This is a genomic window from Pseudomonas fluorescens NCIMB 11764 (assembly GCF_000293885.2).
GTDB classification, from domain to species: Bacteria; Pseudomonadota; Gammaproteobacteria; order Pseudomonadales; family Pseudomonadaceae; genus Aquipseudomonas; species Aquipseudomonas fluorescens_B.
The window spans coordinates 1426883-1443384 of record NZ_CP010945.1 but is presented as its reverse complement, the minus strand read 5'-3'; the positions used below and the strand labels follow the sequence as shown (position 1 = coordinate 1443384).

Below are 16502 nucleotides of genomic sequence, written 5' to 3'. Positions count from 1 at the left end.
AGAGCCGCCAGTCCCGCGTTAGTGGACAACCCTCACAGGTCGCAGGGGCCTTGATCCCTGATAACACTCAGCATTCTTGGCGGGATGACGTGGGGAAAGTTTCAAAGGTTTTGGGTTCGAGAGGAGTTTGATCATGGGATTGGTGGGTAGGCGAGATAGGCGCAATTTTGGCTATGGACGGCAACTGAGCTATGCCGGGCCGCAGGCACTACGTGATCTGTTTGGCGGTGGGCATTACGGCACAGTCAAGGCGCATAGTGACCGGTGGCAGGCGTTTGTTCGGTGGTGTAGGTCGGAGGATGGACCAGGGTTTAACGACGCGCGGCAAATTGATCGGCAGACGTTGACGGACTATGCAATGCATCTTCGTGGTTTGGTCGAGCGCGGTGACCTGGCCATCGCCACGGCGCAGAACAGATTGTCCAGCGTGAACCGGACCATGATTGCGCTTCGCGGTGATCAGTATGTGAAAGTGCAGAGTCCGAGCAAGGCGTTAGGGATGCAACGGACCAGCGTTCGAGTGTTGGCGCCACAGGGCCAGGATAGAGATCAAGTGGCCCAAATCGTCGAGGCGCTTCAAGACCAGCATCCTCGTGCAGCCGCCATCGTCCATTTAGCACGGTCGACCGGCATGCGATTGCGCGAAGCTATTCTGGCCGACCTTCCGCGTCTCACGCGTGAAGCCAAATCCCTCGGCAAGATCAATATCCAGGACGGCACCAAAGGCGGCCGCAGTGGGGCCACCGCGCCGCGTTGGATCAATGTGGATGAGTATGTTCGTCAGGCGCTCAGCCAAGCAGCAGGTGTGTCGCCCTCAGGTAGCCGGAATCTGCTCGGGCAGAATGAGAGCTACGTTGATTTTCACCGGAGCGTGGTGCGGCCGGCGCGCGCCCCTTCATCGTCACGACCTTAGGGGATTTCATGAGTTGCGTGCGGCGTACGCCTGTGAGCGCTACGAACAAATCACCAGTCATCCTGCGCCAGTTAACGGTGGGAGGTGCAACTGGCTTGACCCACAGCTTGACCGAGAGGCTCGGATGCAAATCAGCTATGAGCTAGGACACGGGCGAGTCGACGTGCTGGGCTCCTATATTGGAGGCCGAGCATGACCAAGCCATTGGATATGGGAGTATTTCTGACCGGAATGCTGACGGGCGCGCACGCCACGCGTGAGCGCCACATCAGTCAAGCGAAGACCGTTCAGGCAGCCATCTTTAACCGCTGGAGGCTAGACAATCCGTGGACGTGGCAGCGAAAGCATGTTGTTTGGTTTTTGGCACATGAGATCAAAGATACTGCCCCTGCGACTCGCTACTACTATCAATTGACAATTAACCTGATTGCTCTACGTATGGGGAAATCATGGTTCGGGAAACCAATTGCCTGATCAGTACCAGCCCTTATAAACACCATTAGAGTCCAGCGACCAACGGGATCTGCTCATCCAACAATATCAGTTCCTAGCGAGCTTGCTACGCATGGGCCGTGCCTAGCTCAGGACGCCATCAACGGACGGCATGTCAGCCGCGTGTTTAGATATCAATTTTAGTGGCAATTTGGCATGCTCCCGAGCATCCACGCTAAGGAAAGCTGACATTGAAAATTTCCATGCACGATGCCGCATACGGTGATTCAATTCTCATCAGCGGCGCCTCGACCAAAATTTTAGTGGATGGTGGAACTGCGAAGTCCTTCGCTGACTGGTCGCCTTCGTTAGAGGGTGTCGATACGCTAGATGCCCTGATAGTTACTCATATTGATAACGACCATATTGGCGGAGCAATCAAGCTGCTCACATCAAAGCACGCAACTAAAGTAAAAGAAGTTTATTTCAATGGCATTAACCAAATCCTAGATGTGGAGGATTGTGATATTGGTGATCGTAGTGACGATCTAGAATTATCCGCAATCATAGCAAACACCACGTCTAGAGACGAAGACCAGTTGATAGGGTATTCTGAAGGCACATCGTTATCCTTAATATTACAGCAGCAAAATATCCCCTTAAATAAAGCAACCGAAGGCAGGCAAATCCACAGAACGAGCCTTAATAAAAACATAATAATAGGAGAATTTGAAATTGAACTGATAGGCCCAAGCAGAAAGAGCTTGTTAAAAATCCAACAAAAATGGCTTGAACTATTAGAAAGTAAAGAAATCAAAAGACGCCTTATCAGCCCAAGATATAGCGTTGCATTCGAAAGCTTTATCAGCTCGATTGATACCTCAGTAAAGCATGATGAGGAAATTTCAAGTCTAAGTGAAAACATAGAGCATTTGGCAAATCAACCATTTACTAATGACACATCACCCCCAAACAAAAGCAGCATCTCTTTCCTTCTAAAAACTGAAAACAAAAGCATTTTAATGCTCGGAGATTCCGACGCAGAGACTATAGAGGCATGGTTGAACTCGAAGTCTGCAGATAGCATCACAGTTGATGCGGTAAAGCTACCCCATCACGGAAGCCGAAATAACTTTAGTGCTAACTTAGTACGCAGAATACGCACTGCGAACTATTTAATTTCTACTAATGGCGATAAATTTTCACACCCTAACATTGAGACCTTAGCTAGAATCATTAAGTTTTCTCCTGACCGCGAGGCAAAAATACTACTAAACCACGAAATCCCCCACCTCACAAACTCCTTCCTGAGCAACGCCAACAGTTATGAAGGAAATATCAGCATCCACCAGGGCATAAAGGAATTTGAGCTTTGAGTAATGCACTGACTGACGAGTACAAACTCGATAACGTCTTTATCCTAGAAGCCTATGACGACCTAGGTGAACCCATTTCAACAGGCAGTTGCTTTTCGGTGGGTGCGTCTATTTTTTTTACATCTTGGCACGTCGTCAAAAATGCCTACACGCTTCGGATTTTCCAAAGTAGAGATGATTATTTTCGTCAAGAGTTCCATGCCGCTAAATGTGTTTTTTACGATAAAGAAACTGACTTCGCAATACTGTCATCAGACAGCCTTACGATCAAATCAAAAATTGAAATAGGAATATACAAAGCTGAGCTGAATGATGAGGTAAAAGCTATAGGGTACGCGGCCGAAAAAAGCAGATTGCATTTCCCTATAACTAGTAAAATATCAAACGTCTTTGATTTCTCTACAACATATAAATATGACTTTGAGTTTGGAAAGCCGGCTGAGCTAGACAAAGCAAATGGCTTATCCGGGGGGCCAGTATTCTTTAAAGGCTACGCTATTGGCTTGCTTGCACTGCAAACTGTGGGATCGGCATTGCAAGCAGTATCTTTCCATACAATATTTGAACGGCCATCCGCTCTTGAAGCCATTGAAAGCCAAGGGTTGGTTATAACCGGTGGTGACGAAATATCCTATGATAGGCCAGACCATCCTGAAAGCCCATTTGTTGTCTCAATAGACTGTGCCGCTTCGGATCCAAACATAAAGGGACTAGATATAGGATTTGATCTTGGCGAATGGCGCAGTCAGAACCTGATTGATCAAACGCTCAACTGGATCGAAGACTACGCGCTGACCCCGAAGCAAAAAAAAGCTTTGGGGCAACACAACTTCAAAAGAATTCAAAGTGCAAAAAGAAACTTCCAGATTGGCAACCCAGCAGCAATGGCCGATTTATTCTTACACATCGCGATTCGCCAAAATTATAAAACCATCCCTATTATTTCAAATGTAATAACGGTAGATGGCGAGTCTGTGTTTTCCTGCTCGCATATCGTTATTTATAGAGGCAAAGTTGAGCTATGGCTTGGAATCTCTGCTATGGAGGTTTCCATGGAGCAAACAGTAAAGGAGGCTATTCACAGAGTTGACTCCATCATACGTTCCGGAGGAATCCAAGACCGGTTGGTTGTTATATTATCAGAACTAGACCCTACTTGGCCGTATATAAAAAAGCTGGAAAAATTATCAAACTCCAACCTCAAATTAACTGACAAAATTGATAAGATAATTATACCTATGTTTTTATCAAGCAATGCAGACTTGATAAATAATTATGACCCAAGCAATTTTTCAAACTCATTTCAAAAAGATATAGATGAGTGCAGGGAAAGGGTTGCTGGCGCCTACAATGCTCGAATCGTTCCCTTGATCAACCTCCGCATCTTTCTATTTCCGGTCGACAACATACACGAGTTACATACGAAATTTGTTAAGGAGTTCGAATTTTGAATACGGAAATTTATAACAACCTTCGTAAGCAAATCGACAACTCTGCTTTCACCGGATGGCAAAGGTTATTCGTTGAACTTATAAATCTATACAACTTACATGATGACAATCAATTCTTGATTCAGGACCTGACGCTGAGATGCCTAGAGAGGCGTGGGGAATTCAAACAGCTTCATGGTCTGTTGAACATATTGATTTCCGAGCTAGGTTTGTTCCCGTACTTAGATCCAGATCTGATGACGTCGAAAGACAGCATAAGGATGAATATTTTTAAGTCGCCTATAGCTGGCGATATAACATTCCACCTAAAACAGGCTGAGATTTATTACAGGATTGTAAATGGAGATAACATCGTACTCAGTGCACCTACAAGCTTCGGAAAAAGCTTAGTTATAGATGCTCTCATCAGCTCTGAAGAATACGACAACATTGTGGTAGTAGTCCCAACCATAGCTTTGATGGATGAGTTACGAAAGAAATTTAGCAAATATAAAGAAAACTACAAGATAATCACTCAGTCCTCTCAAGAGCCAGCGACAAAAAATCTATATATCTATACTCAAGAAAGGGTCTTGGAATGCAAGAACCTTGAACGAGTAGACTTCTTTATTATCGATGAGTTTTACAAATTAGCACCTCTCAATACATCTGACTATCGAAGCGACAGACTAAATCTGGCATTTCACAAACTTTTTAAAATGTGCAGTCGCTTTTACATGCTCGGCCCCAACATTAATGGCCTGGCCGAAGGCATAGAAGACAAACTAAATTGCAATTTTGTAAAATATGACAATTACAAAACTGTAGTAGCTAACGAATATCGCTACATTATCCGTGAAGATGGGAATGATAAAGAAAAAGACATTGATCGCGACGCGCACTTAGTCAATATTTTGCAAAAAATCGGTCAAAACGAACAGACTTTAATTTACTGCAAGACTCCAAAACGAGCAGCCTCGCTAGTAAAAAAGATCATGAAACTCAGAGAGAACCAAGAGATAAGAAAAGGAGAGTTTTCTGACTGGCTGAGAGAGACATATCACGATGACTGGTCGATGGCAGACGCAGTGGAACGCGGGATTGCCTGTCACCATGGCAGACTTCCTCGTGTCGTCTCCGGGTATGTGGTGGAAGCGTTCAATGAAAAGCTCATAAATATTTTGGTTTGCACCTCAACTTTGATTGAGGGTGTTAACACAAATGCTAGAAGCGTCATAATTTACGATGACTGTATTCGAGGGACCACCCAACTGGATTCGTTCACTTTTAACAATATCTCTGGACGTAGTGGGCGTATGTTTGAACACTTTGTTGGAGATATACATGTTATTGGACGAAAACCATCAGCAGAGCTTCCTTGGATCGACGTCCCAATAGTGACTCAAGATGACTCCGCCTCTAGACCCATGCTGCTAAGCATAATCGACGAGCTAAGCACCGAACAAAGGGCTAGTTTATCGAGATATACAACTCAACAATATGTACCTATCACTTTACTTAATAAGCATCTCGGTGTTCCTCCGGAAAGGATAATAAAATTCGCAGAAGCCTTAATGGAGAAATGTGGCGCCTGGAACTCAATTATGGCATGGACGGGAAAATTCCCAACTAGCGAGCAACTAAGACACCTATGCAACATCATGTTCGATCACTTCGCAATATCACGAATGGGCGGAGGATGCGTCAAATCAAAAAAGCAGCTGTTTTATAGAGTGCTCAACATTGTAAATAGAAAAGAAGACAAAGATCTAATTCAAAGCGAATATGATTTTTGGTCCCCACGAAACGCGGAATATGAGATTGATGACGCAGTGCAAAGCGTTTTCGATTTCAAAAGAAACTTAATTGGCTACAACCTCCCTAAGATTATTTTGGCGATAAACGACGTACAGCGCTTAATATTTTCTCGATTCAATTACCGTTGTGGCGACTACGCAGCTTTTGCCCACTCTCTAGAAGCAATGTTTTTACCACCTTCAATTGTGGCTCTTGAAGAGTTTGGAATACCAACTCGTGTAGCACAAAAAATATACCAAATTAGCAACGTCGGCGAGGACGCCACCGTAGATTTAATCCTAGAGCAGGTAAGATCGCACCCGGGTCTCTACATATCGAAATTTGATGATTTTGAAAAAACTCTCCTGAACCGAGCAATTCAATATCTTTAACGCTGACTCCTATCCGTGAGATTTATCCGGCCACCTCCAGCTATCGAGTTAGAACCGGGTTGATTACGGCATGATCAACCCTCCCTAATGACTTGTCAGCAACTAAAAGCGTCGCCACTCATTACGATAACATGTTAGCACCTGATCAAATTTAACCGAAAACGTACAAAGCGGAGGGGAATTTGCAAAAGGATAATTTTAGAGATATTGAAAGACTACACATCAGATAAATCGTTTTTGAAACAGTAGCTTAAATTGCAGTTCGACTCCTGGTGCCGCACCATACAAAACGAAGCCCTCGTAGAAATACGAGGGCTTTGTTGTTTCTGCCGTTTGATCTTTTATGCGACAAGAGTGTTCGGTCAGTCAAACTCCGTCGACTCAGAAAGCCCCTCCCAAGCATCAATCTCCGCCTCAAGCCGCGCAATCTTCTCCCGCACCAACCTCACCGCATCCTTACCCAATAACAAATGAACCGGCGGTTTCTCTGCCGCCACCAGGGTCAACAATGCCTGCGCTGCCTTGTGCGGATCTCCCGCCTGCTTACCACTCTTCTCTTCACGCGCCTTGCGGACCGGATCGAACACCGCGTCGTACTCACTAAAAGCGCGGCCCGATCGAATCATCGAGCGCCCTGCCCATTCGGTACGAAACGAGCCCGGAGCCATGGCCGTCACGTGGATACCCAGGCTTTCCACTTCTTTGGCCAGTGCTTCACTGACGCCTTCAAGGGCGAATTTGCTGCCGCTGTAGTAGGCGATGCCCGGCAAGGTGATGTAGCCGGCCATGGAGGTGATGTTGACGATGTGCCCGCTGCGTTGCTCACGCATGCCGGGTAGAACCGCCTTGATCATCGCGACCGCGCCAAACACGTTAACGTCGAACTGGCGCTGCATTTCCGCCAACGGCGACTCTTCGAGAATCCCCTCATGGCCATAACCGGCGTTGTTCACCAGCACGTCGATCCGGCCTACTTCGCGCAGGATTTCGGCCACCAACGGATCAATTGCCGGGTAATCGGTGACGTCGAGCACGAATGCCCTGGCGCGATGGGCGTCCAGCGCCTCGAACGCTGCACGTTCGGATTCGCGCCGCACCGTGCCGACCACCGTATGCCCCGCCGCCAGCGCTGCTTGCGAAAAGGCCAGGCCGAAGCCTGAGCTGACCCCGGTAATCAGGAAAACCTTGTGGACGTGGGTGTTCATGGTGCGTTCTCCAAATGAAAACGCCGTCGATCGTGATCGACGGCGCTGCGGACAGTCAGGTCAGGTCTTAGTGACCCGCGCTCTGCCCACCATCCACGTGCAGGATTTCGCCAGTCACAAAGTTGGCGCTGTCCAGGTACACAACGGCCTGCGCGATGTCGCTGATTTCGCCCATGTGGCCGACCGGGTGCAGAGCGCCCAGTGCTGCGTGGGTTTCTTCGCCGTGCATCGGGGTTTTGATGATGCCTGGGGAAACCGCGTTCACCCGAATGCCGCGCTTGGCGTATTCGATGGCCAGGGATTTGGTTGCCGCGTTCAGGCCACCTTTGGTCAGCGAAGCCAGTACCGATGGCACGCCGTCGATGGCGTGATCGACCAGGCTGGTGGTGATGTTGACGACGTGGCCGCTGCCTTGTTTTTCCATCTCGTTGATGGCGAGTTGGGTGATGTAGAAGAAGCCGTTCAGGTTCACCGACAGCACATTGGCGTAGTCTTCAGCGGTGTACTGGGTGAACGGTTTGGCGACGAAGATACCGGCGTTGTTGATCAGGGTGTCGACGCGGCCGAAACGTGCGATGGCTTCACGGATGACTTTTTGAGCGACTTCCGGGTTACCGATGTCGCCGGCCACAGTGAGGATGTCCGGATCGGTGGATGGCTTGATCGAACGCGAAGTGGCGACAACTTTGTAATCCAGATCACGGAATGCCTTGACCATGCCTGCGCCGAGACCTTGGGAGGCGCCAGTGATAACGATGACTTTTTTCGAATTGCTCATGATGAACCTCTACTGATAAATAATGGTTTAAAAAGTAATGAATCAGGCTTCGGCGGGTTCCTTCGCCATTTGTCTCAACATCTGCTCGTAGTACTCGACCGACTGTGAACCCGACACCAGGTGACGACCGTTAAGCACCATGGCCGGAACCGAATTGATGCCGTGTTGCTGGTAAAACGCTTCAAGTTCACGCACTTCTTTGGCGAACGCGCCGGACGCCAACACGTCTTGAGCCGCTGCCGCATCCAGTCCCGCTTCTGCTGCCAAACGAACCAGCGTCTCGCGATCGCTCGGGTTCTGGCCGTCAGTGAAGTAAGCGCGTAGCAGGATCTTTTTCAGTGCAACCTGCCGCCCTTCCTGCAACGCCCACAACAGCAACCGATGCGCATCAAACGTGTTGTAGAAGTGGCTGCGCTTCTCCAGATCGAAGGTGAAACCGATGGCCTTGCCGCGTTCGATCTGCATGGCTTTACCGGCGGCGACGTCTTGGGCGGTGCGGCCGTATTTGCGCATCAAGTGCTCGACGGCTTTCTCGCCTTCCGGCGGCATGTTGGGGTTCAACTCGAAGGGCTTGTAGGTCAGCTCTACCGAGACTTCACCGGCCACGTTCGCAATTGCCTGCTCTAACGCCGTCGCGCCCAATGCACACCAAGGGCACACCACGTCGGAAATGAAATCGATGGAGACGGATGCAGTCACGACTTGCCCTCCTTCTCAGCCAGTTGCTTGCGGTACTGGGTGGTGGTGATGCCGGCGTAACCCCAGTTATCGGTGTCGACTTCTTCGATCACGATGTGGGTCAGGTGCGGGTCCTTCTTGAGGACGCGTTGCAGTGTTTCAGTGATTTCAGCGATCACCTGAGCTTTCTGCTCAGAGGTAACGCCATCGCGGGTAATGCGTACGCTTACGAAAGGCATGAGGAAGATCTCCAGTGACCTGCTCATCGGGATGATGGGTAGGTGTTGGAGCTCAATGTAGGAGTTTGGGGGGTGGGGATAAAGGTGGGGGCGGGAACATCATTCGTTACGTGGTGTAATGACTAGCTCGAGATATGCGCTGAAAAAATGGAACAGTGATCTTTAAATGGCCAGATTGGTTACGTGAAACAAATCTGGCCTTTCCCTAGTCCTAGACTGCTTGCAGGTCACGCAAAGCCTCAGGATGCTGACTCGCAACACGCAGCAGCGTTTGCGCCGCACCCGTCGGTTGCCGACGCCCTTGCTCCCAATCCTGCAACGTTCGCAAACTGACTCCAATCAGTTTAGCGAACGCACTTTGAGAAATACCCACTTTGGCACGCGCTTCAGCAGCTGCTGACAGCGGCACCTCTGTCACGCGAGCCGCTTTGCCGGCTTTCATTTGACGTACAGAGTCCAGCAAGTCCTGCTGGAATTGCTCCAGTTCATTGACCATTGCTGATTTCCTCCTTCAGTTGCTTAAGGAAGGCTGCGGGTAAATTGTCGAATTTCGCCTTGGTATAGGCGATAAGCAACCAGATAGAGCCTTCTGAAAGCGTGTTGTAGTAACTAACACGTGTACCACCTCGTTTGCCCATCCCGCTACGGGACCAACGAACCTTGCGCATACCAACGCTGCCAGGAACCACATCGCCGGCCAACGGGTTAGCCGCCAGCCAGGTAATGAATTCATGGCGTTCGCCATCGTCCCCAGATGGATTCAGCGTAACGCTTGAAAATTTCGGTTTCGATAATCGTGAAAATGAGCCCGACCATACGGCTTTGCCGTACAGCTGAGCAATGCTCGATCGTCTGATCTCTACCCTGAAATTTTCCACCCACGCCACCACCTAGCCACGATTGCGCATCCGCAGCCCTCAAGCTACCTTCAACCCGTCGCTGCCAATTCAGCGACCGGGCCTGAGAACCCGGGTAATATGTAGGCGCACGAGCGCCCCAAATCACGATTGTCGGCGTTTTTTTGTGCCTGCATTTCCGTGTTATGGCGGCTGTGCGTGGGAGACCTTCGGGTCTGCCGGTTTCCTACATTTCCGGTTCTCAGCCTGCGCACAGCTGTCACCCATTCGCCTGAGAACGAACGTGGTAGCGCTCACTTAATGTAGGAGATTGCTAATGCCCGGTATCAATCCGTTCAAATTTATTTCTGCTTCACTGGTCACCACCCACCATCGCCCAAAAAACGGAGGTGCCCAATGACCAACCCTCAAGATCTAAAAACCATTGGCCTGACTCCCTTCTCCTATCACGACAACCAACCTCTATTCCGAATCAATCGGGATGTCCCGATCATCCGAGCGCTTCACCACGCATCAGATCTGCTCCACATCTCCAAATTGCTGGCATCAGACGCAGCCATGATTCGCGATTCCGACCGGCATGCCTGGGCGTCGCATTTTTTACAGGATATGAGCAAGGCAATCATTGATGATGTGGCGAAGGTGCTTGATGCGCCGGGTAGCAACTGCAGCCAGTGACGTTGTCTCTAAATCGCACGCATAAAAAGCCCCGAATCAATCGTAATGCTGTTCACTTAAGCGCGCTCTTGGATCGTGCATACCTTTGTGGCGAGCGAGCTTGCTCGCGCTGGGCTGCGTAGCGGCCCCAAAAATCTGACAACTATTGCCGAGTTTTGTGAGTGCTACGCACTCAAGCGGGAGCAAGCTCCCTCGCCACAAGTTTCCTTTGATTCAAGACACTCTTAAGTGAACAGCATTACAAATCAATCGGGGCTTTTTGCATTCAATGCGTCCGCTTCGCAGCGCATGAGGCCATAACGTGTCGCAATTTTTCACTTTTTGCGACACGTCTTGAGAACGTGTCGCTGCGAACGACATGTTGGAGGAACGTGTCGCCGAAATTGGATTTCTGCGACATGAGCCTTGTAGAGAGGGAGGTTGCTGCCGCCTTGAGTGCAAAAAACGGCGTTGCTTGTGAGATTTTTTGGGGCCGCTACGCGACCCAGCGCGAGCAAGCTCGCTCGCCACAGGGGGTGCAATTATTCGATGGTTACGGTTTCCACGGTGATTTGCTTGAGGGCATGAAACGGTGCGAGTGCCGCTTCATCGGCGGTGGCACCGGTGATCAATCGCCACTCTCGCTCAATCGGCGTCCAATGCTGTTGGCGGGCGCGGCCGAGTTTGTCGGTATCCGCTAACACCACAATCTGCGCAGCCCGTTTGATGATGCATTCCTTGAGATACGCCTGCTGCGCACTCGCCTCGCACAATCCAAATTCCGCGACCACGCCGTCCGCACCGAGGAAGGCTTTGTCGACACTCAATCGGCTCAACGTCAGCTCGGCCAACGGCCCCAGCGTGCTCATGCTCGAACCGCGCAAATCGCCGCCGATCAAGGTCAGGCGAATACCCGGCGCGTTGGCGAGGGTCATCACGGCCAGCAGGTTATTGGTGACCACGTGCACGTCTTGTCGCGAGCACAAATGATGGGCCAGCGCGGCGCAGGTGGTGCCGCCGTCGAGCAGCACGGTATCGCCGTCCTGGACGTGGGCCGCAGCCGCTTGGGCGATGGCGTCCTTCTGTTCCCACTGGCTGGTTTTGCGTTCTTCGAGGGAAGCTTCCGGCTCATGAACGCCGACCACGGAGGTGGCGCCGCCATAGGTGCGCACCAGGTGTCGCTGTTTGGCGAGCATGGTGAGGTCGCGTCGCACCGTGGCTTCCGAAACCCCGAGCGCCGCGCTCAATTGCTCGACGTTGGCATCGCCAATGCGTACGAGGTCGAGGATGGCGCGGTGGCGTTCGGAGGCTTTCATGGCGGGTCTCGCGTGGTGGACGGTGGTCGATCTTACACGACAGCGCCCGTGCGGCTCATCCCCGTCGCGTGGCCAGCTCTGCACCCTGGCGCAGCGCTTCGAGCAGGCTGCGTTCATCGGCGATGCCTTTGCCGGCGATGTCGAATGCGGTGCCGTGGTCGACCGAGGTGCGGATCACGTCCAGGCCGACGGTGACGTTCACGCCAGCTTCAAGACCGAGCACTTTGACCGGGCCGTGACCCTGGTCGTGATACATCGCGACCACCAGATCGAAGTCGCCGCGGCCAGCGCGGAAGAACAGCGTGTCGGCCGGCAGCGGACCGGTGACGTCGAGGCCGCGTTCCTGCAACAGCTTCACCGCCGGGATGATTTTTTCTTCCTCTTCGCCGTAACCGAACAGGCCATTTTCACCGGCATGCGGGTTGATCCCGCACACGCCGATTCGTGGACGGGCAATGCCGGCCTTGATCAGTGTCGCGTTGCCGCGCTCGATGGTGCGCTGGACCAGGCCCGGCTCGATCTTGCGGATCGCGTCGATGATGCCGATGTGGGTCGTGACGTGGATCACCCGCAACTGCGGCGCCACCAGCATCATCGACACTTCGTCGACGTTGGTCAGGTGCGCGAGCATTTCGGTGTGGCCAGGGTATTTATGGCCGCCGGCGTGCAGCGCTTCCTTGTTCAATGGTGCGGTACAAATGGCATCAATCTGGCTGGCTTCGGCCAGTTGCACGGCACGGGCAATGTATTGATAGGCAGCGTCACCGGCGATGGCCGACAGTTCGCCGAACGGCAGGTCGTCGGGGATCAGGTCGAGGTCGATGCAGTCGATGACGCCGGCCTCGTAACGCGCCTCAGAGGCGTCCTTGATACGGCGCACTTTGGCGCTGCCACCGACGATGACATTGGCTTGTTCGAGACGTCGCGCATCGCCGATCACCAGCGGCCGGCATTGTTGATAGACGATGTCGTGAGTCAGGCTCTTGACGATGATTTCCGGACCGACACCCGAGGCGTCGCCCATGGTGATGCCGATGACGGGGAGGTAATTGCTCATAGTGTTCATTCGAGTCCTTGGATTCGTGTGCGTTGGGGCGGGGAGCGATCGGCGCTGTCGCTCAGGTGTTGCCATGCCGCATACAAGGCGTTATCGGTGCCGAATGCGCCGGCCTTGGTCACAATGCCGGGGCGATGGCCCTGCCGGGAAACGGTCGGGCGGGCAAAGGCGACGCCGGCTTCGATTTCGGTGAGTAGTTGCAGGCTGTCGATGCCGACGGTGGTCAGTATGGCCCGTGCGGTCTCGCCGCCCGTGGCGATCAGGCCGCCGACCTTGGCGAAGTGTGGTTCTACCAATACGGCCAGCATGTTCGAGAGTTGCGCGCCTTCCTGCGGATCGAACGCTTCATCGCGGCCGATGCGCAGCAGCAGGTCGCTCCAGCCGTCCAGTTGCTCGCCGATCCGCGCTTGCCACATCGCCCAGTCGCCATGGGTTGTGCCTTGGCGAAGGACCTCGGGCGGGACGACCAGTTCGCTGACGCCCCCACGCTCCTTGAGCAACGCGCATTGCCGCTCGCAAACGCCGGACAGGCTGCCGACGAGGATCAGAATGGATGCCTGGCTTTTTTCCTGCGCGGTCGGTTCCAGGGTTGTGAACCGCGCTTCGGAGAAGTCAGAAAGGCTGGCGATTTCCCGCGCCAGGCCGCCCGAGCCGATCCAGAACAACGGCTGATCCATCGACGCGGTCAGGCGAGCGAGGGTCAGCAGATCGTCTTCGGTTTGCGCATCGACGATCAGCGCCTGGGTGCCGCTGCGGGCGACTTCGGCGATGTGGTGCGCGAGCGCCTTTTCGTTGCCGCGCAAGGTGTCGAGGTCCAGCTTCGCGGTGCTCAGGCCGGCGGCGATGAGCATGGCTTCGACGTCAGCCGGGCGATCGGCGTTTTCGAGTTTCCAGGTGTCGGTGGTTTCCAGCGGCTGGCCGTTCACGAACACCCGCCCGCCGCGCAACGTGCGACCTGTAGCGGGGAACGCCGGGGCGACGATGGCCAGTCCGGCCAAGGGTTGCAGGGCGGCGACCTCCGCCGCCCAGTTGCCGCGCAGGGTCGAATCGATTTTCTTGTACAGCCGCTGCCCAGGCTGATGCAGTGCCTTGAATGCCGCAACGGTGCGCTCGGCGGCTCGATCCGGTGACAGGCGCCGAGTGTCTGTGTCGGCGGCAATCACCTGAGCATCGGCCTTGTCGTTCAAGGGATCGAGCGTAACCACCGTTTGCAGCCCGACGCTCGCAAAACCGATGGCGCAATCCGCCGCACCGGACAGATCATCCGCGATGATCAGAATCCTCATCGCAGGGCCTCCTGCTTTTGAGGTTCGATCTCCTGCTCAGGGATGACGACGGCGTTGCGTTGTTGCACGCGCTTGGCAACAGCGGCGGTGAGTATCGGCGCAAGGATCGCGGTGACCACCACGCAGGCCGCTACCAATATGGTCGCGCTCTTGGCGGCTTCGGCGTAAACGGGATTCGCCGCTGCGATCAGCGCAGGAACGGCTGCAGCGTTCCCGGCGGTGGTGGCCGCAGCAACACCGGCGACGCCTGTGCCACCGGTCAAACGATCAGCGAAGAACAGCGGAATACCGGTCAGCACAACCACCGCAACCCCCATGCCCAGACCCAGCAAACCGGCCTGCCAGACGTTGTGCAGGTCCAGGCTGGCCCCCAGCGCCAACGCGAAGAACGGGATCATTACTGGGACAGCCTTGGCCAGGAAGTCGCGCATGTCACGGTCGAGATTGCCCAACAACATGCCCAGCGCCAGCGGCAGAATGCTGCCCACCAACGTCGGCCACGGGAATGCCGACAGACCGGCGATGCCCAGGGTGACCATGGTCAGAAAAGGCCCGGACTCCAGGGACATCACCGAGTAGGCACCGACGTCTTCGGACCGACCGTACTGCCCCATCAGCGCCATGTACAAGCCACCGTTGGTGTCGTTCATCGCGGCGACCACTGCCAGCGTCGAGATGCCGGCGAACAGGCCGGACGAAATCGGCTGCTCGCCGAGAAAGTGCCCGAGCACAATGCCGATGAGCACGGCGATGCCGACTTTGGTGATGAGCAGCGTGCCGCCCTTCTTGAGCAAGTAAGGCGTGGCTTTGATGTTGATGCTCGCGCCCATGCAGACATAGAACACCGCGAGGATAGGCAGCGCCCCGGTGAACAGTGCATTGGTGAATGAGCCGAAAAACTTGGGTGTGTCAGGCATGAAGGTGGCGACCAGCGAACCGATCAGCAGGGGCACGATCATCATGCCGCCCGGGATGCGTTCAATGGTGCGCTTGATAGGGAATTGGGCCACGAGGGTCTCCTTTTATAATTGTGGGGTAAGACGTGTTTCACCTCGAAACTGACTGAAACAATCAAGCAATGATTGATTCAGTCAAATTTATCTTAAGCTCTCGCTATAGAATGCGCAAACCAATCATTCAAATGATCGTTTTGATCATTTGAATAGGAAAACCTGGCTGGGAAAGGTCAATCGAGTCGTCCTGTGAAGCGGTCCAGAGCCTTGCAGCGCTCACAAAAAAGCCCCGAACATGTCGGGGCTTTTCTTTACAGACGCTACTTGAACAACTCTGAATGACTTCCTAGATCAACAAATGTGATGAAATCGGAGCGTGTGTGCTCGTAAATCATCAAGAAATCACCGCCTATATGACACTCTCGAAAACCAGCCCAATCACCCATCAAGGCATGGTCCAGGTATTCCGGTGGCAACGGTTCACCCAGAAACAGCATGACCATCACTTGGCGAACTTCATTCATGTCACGGCGCCCGGCACGCTTGTAACGGTCCCACGACTTCTTGAATTCTGACGTTTGTGCACATTGCCTGGGCAGCTCAGCGCGCTTTTGCTTTTTCTCCGGTTTCGCCATCAGCGTCCCTCAGCATGTCGTCTATCGAGTCGAACCGCTGGCGAATCTCACGTGCTTCTCTCATGGCGCGGGCCGTTTTTTCCGAAGGCACGCGTACCTCAAACGGGAGGCCCTGGGTCGCTACGACCTGACGAAGAAAAAGCCGCATGGCGTCACTGATGCTCAGGCCGCAAGCGTTCAGGACTTCAGTAGCACGCGCTTTCAATTCCTCATCAATGCGGCAACGCACGTCGGTGGTTTTCAGCAATACACCCATGGTAATGACCTCATTTCTAATTTGTAGCTACATTGGCGCTACCTCAAGCATTTTGGTTGAGCAGGCTATTGGGGGTCAACTTCAGCGTGATGGACGGCTCCACCGTTTGAGGAGCGCTGACAATCAACTGAATTTCTCGTCCGGTATTTCAATCGATTAATCCAGTGATGAATATCGGCTTGTTCCCCTTCGGTACTGGGAACTGTCCTGATCCGATGCAGGAAATAACCTAAGCGCCTGAACGC

16 protein-coding genes and 2 pseudogenes are annotated in these 16502 nt (G+C 52.9%); 6 read left to right on the top strand and 12 right to left on the bottom strand.

Annotated elements, in window-relative coordinates; genetic code table 11:
- Positions 1-133 precede the first annotated feature (133 nt).
- From B723_RS06615 to B723_RS06595, 5 genes and pseudogenes are all read left to right on the top strand, one after another.
- Positions 134-1109, top strand: a pseudogene (locus B723_RS06615) (integrase domain-containing protein).
- Positions 1106-1387, top strand: coding sequence for a hypothetical protein (locus tag B723_RS06610; protein WP_017335967.1), 282 nt, complete (start codon positions 1106-1108; stop codon positions 1385-1387). Before B723_RS06615 ends, B723_RS06610 begins: the two are co-directional and overlap by 4 nt.
- Positions 1388-1596: 209 nt before the next feature.
- Positions 1597-2721 carry a ComEC/Rec2 family competence protein gene (locus tag B723_RS06605; RefSeq protein ID WP_144425203.1) on the top strand — a complete coding sequence of 375 codons (1125 nt, stop codon included), beginning with the start codon at positions 1597-1599 and terminating at the stop codon, positions 2719-2721.
- Positions 2718-4172 carry a Hachiman antiphage defense system protein HamA gene (locus B723_RS06600; RefSeq protein WP_017335965.1) on the top strand — a complete coding sequence of 485 codons (1455 nt, stop codon included), beginning with the start codon at positions 2718-2720 and terminating at the stop codon, positions 4170-4172. The genes B723_RS06605 and B723_RS06600 overlap by 4 nt, the downstream gene beginning before the upstream one ends.
- The gene (locus B723_RS06595) at positions 4169-6340 is read left to right on the top strand and encodes a DEAD/DEAH box helicase (RefSeq protein WP_017335964.1); all 2172 of its coding nucleotides are present in this window, start codon (positions 4169-4171) and stop codon (positions 6338-6340) included. The genes B723_RS06600 and B723_RS06595 overlap by 4 nt, the downstream gene beginning before the upstream one ends.
- A 362-nt stretch (positions 6341-6702) precedes the next feature.
- Here the strand turns inward: B723_RS06595 and B723_RS06590 are convergent, their stop codons facing one another.
- The 6 genes and pseudogenes from B723_RS06590 to B723_RS33605 form a co-directional block, all read right to left on the bottom strand.
- Entirely contained in the window at positions 6703-7545 is an 843-nt protein-coding gene (locus B723_RS06590; protein ID WP_017335963.1) for an oxidoreductase, read from the bottom strand.
- Positions 7546-7612: 67 nt separating this feature from the next.
- A complete protein-coding gene (locus B723_RS06585; protein WP_017335962.1) occupies positions 7613-8323 on the bottom strand; it encodes an SDR family NAD(P)-dependent oxidoreductase in 711 nt (236 codons plus the stop codon).
- Between the two features lie 42 nt (positions 8324-8365).
- Entirely contained in the window at positions 8366-9022 is a 657-nt protein-coding gene (locus tag B723_RS06580) for a DsbA family oxidoreductase (RefSeq protein ID WP_017335961.1), read from the bottom strand.
- Positions 9019-9240: a tautomerase family protein gene (locus B723_RS06575; RefSeq protein WP_017335960.1), complete on the bottom strand. Its 222-nt coding sequence runs from the start codon at positions 9238-9240 to the stop codon at positions 9019-9021. The genes B723_RS06580 and B723_RS06575 overlap by 4 nt, the downstream gene beginning before the upstream one ends.
- Positions 9241-9451: 211 nt before the next feature.
- A complete protein-coding gene (locus B723_RS06570) occupies positions 9452-9736 on the bottom strand; it encodes a helix-turn-helix domain-containing protein (RefSeq protein WP_017335959.1) in 285 nt (94 codons plus the stop codon).
- A pseudogene (locus tag B723_RS33605) lies at positions 9726-10044 on the bottom strand (transcriptional regulator). The gene B723_RS06570 and the pseudogene B723_RS33605 overlap by 11 nt, the downstream one beginning before the upstream one ends.
- A gap of 449 nt (positions 10045-10493) precedes the next feature.
- Here B723_RS33605 and B723_RS06565 point away from each other — a divergent pair.
- A complete protein-coding gene (locus tag B723_RS06565) occupies positions 10494-10775 on the top strand; it encodes a DUF3077 domain-containing protein (protein ID WP_017335958.1) in 282 nt (93 codons plus the stop codon).
- A gap of 521 nt (positions 10776-11296) precedes the next feature.
- Here B723_RS06565 and B723_RS06560 read toward each other — a convergent pair.
- The 6 genes from B723_RS06560 to B723_RS06535 all read right to left on the bottom strand — a co-directional run bounded on the left by B723_RS06560 (position 11297) and on the right by B723_RS06535 (position 16257).
- Positions 11297-12070, bottom strand: coding sequence for a DeoR/GlpR family DNA-binding transcription regulator (locus tag B723_RS06560; protein ID WP_017335954.1), 774 nt, complete (start codon positions 12068-12070; stop codon positions 11297-11299).
- A gap of 55 nt (positions 12071-12125) precedes the next feature.
- A complete protein-coding gene (gene pdxA / locus B723_RS06555; RefSeq protein ID WP_017335953.1) occupies positions 12126-13127 on the bottom strand; it encodes a 4-hydroxythreonine-4-phosphate dehydrogenase PdxA in 1002 nt (333 codons plus the stop codon).
- Positions 13128-13132: 5 nt separating this feature from the next.
- Positions 13133-14413 carry a four-carbon acid sugar kinase family protein gene (locus B723_RS06550; RefSeq protein WP_017335952.1) on the bottom strand — a complete coding sequence of 427 codons (1281 nt, stop codon included), beginning with the start codon at positions 14411-14413 and terminating at the stop codon, positions 13133-13135.
- Entirely contained in the window at positions 14410-15423 is a 1014-nt protein-coding gene (locus B723_RS06545) for a 2-keto-3-deoxygluconate permease (protein WP_017335951.1), read from the bottom strand. Before B723_RS06545 ends, B723_RS06550 begins: the two co-directional genes overlap by 4 nt.
- A gap of 263 nt (positions 15424-15686) precedes the next feature.
- Complete coding sequence (locus B723_RS06540; RefSeq protein WP_033037147.1) at positions 15687-16001, bottom strand: type II toxin-antitoxin system YafQ family toxin; 315 nt, start codon at positions 15999-16001, stop codon at positions 15687-15689.
- Complete coding sequence (locus tag B723_RS06535) at positions 15967-16257, bottom strand: type II toxin-antitoxin system RelB/DinJ family antitoxin (protein ID WP_017335949.1); 291 nt, start codon at positions 16255-16257, stop codon at positions 15967-15969. The genes B723_RS06540 and B723_RS06535 overlap by 35 nt, the downstream gene beginning before the upstream one ends.
- Between the last annotated feature and the right edge of the window lie 245 nt (positions 16258-16502).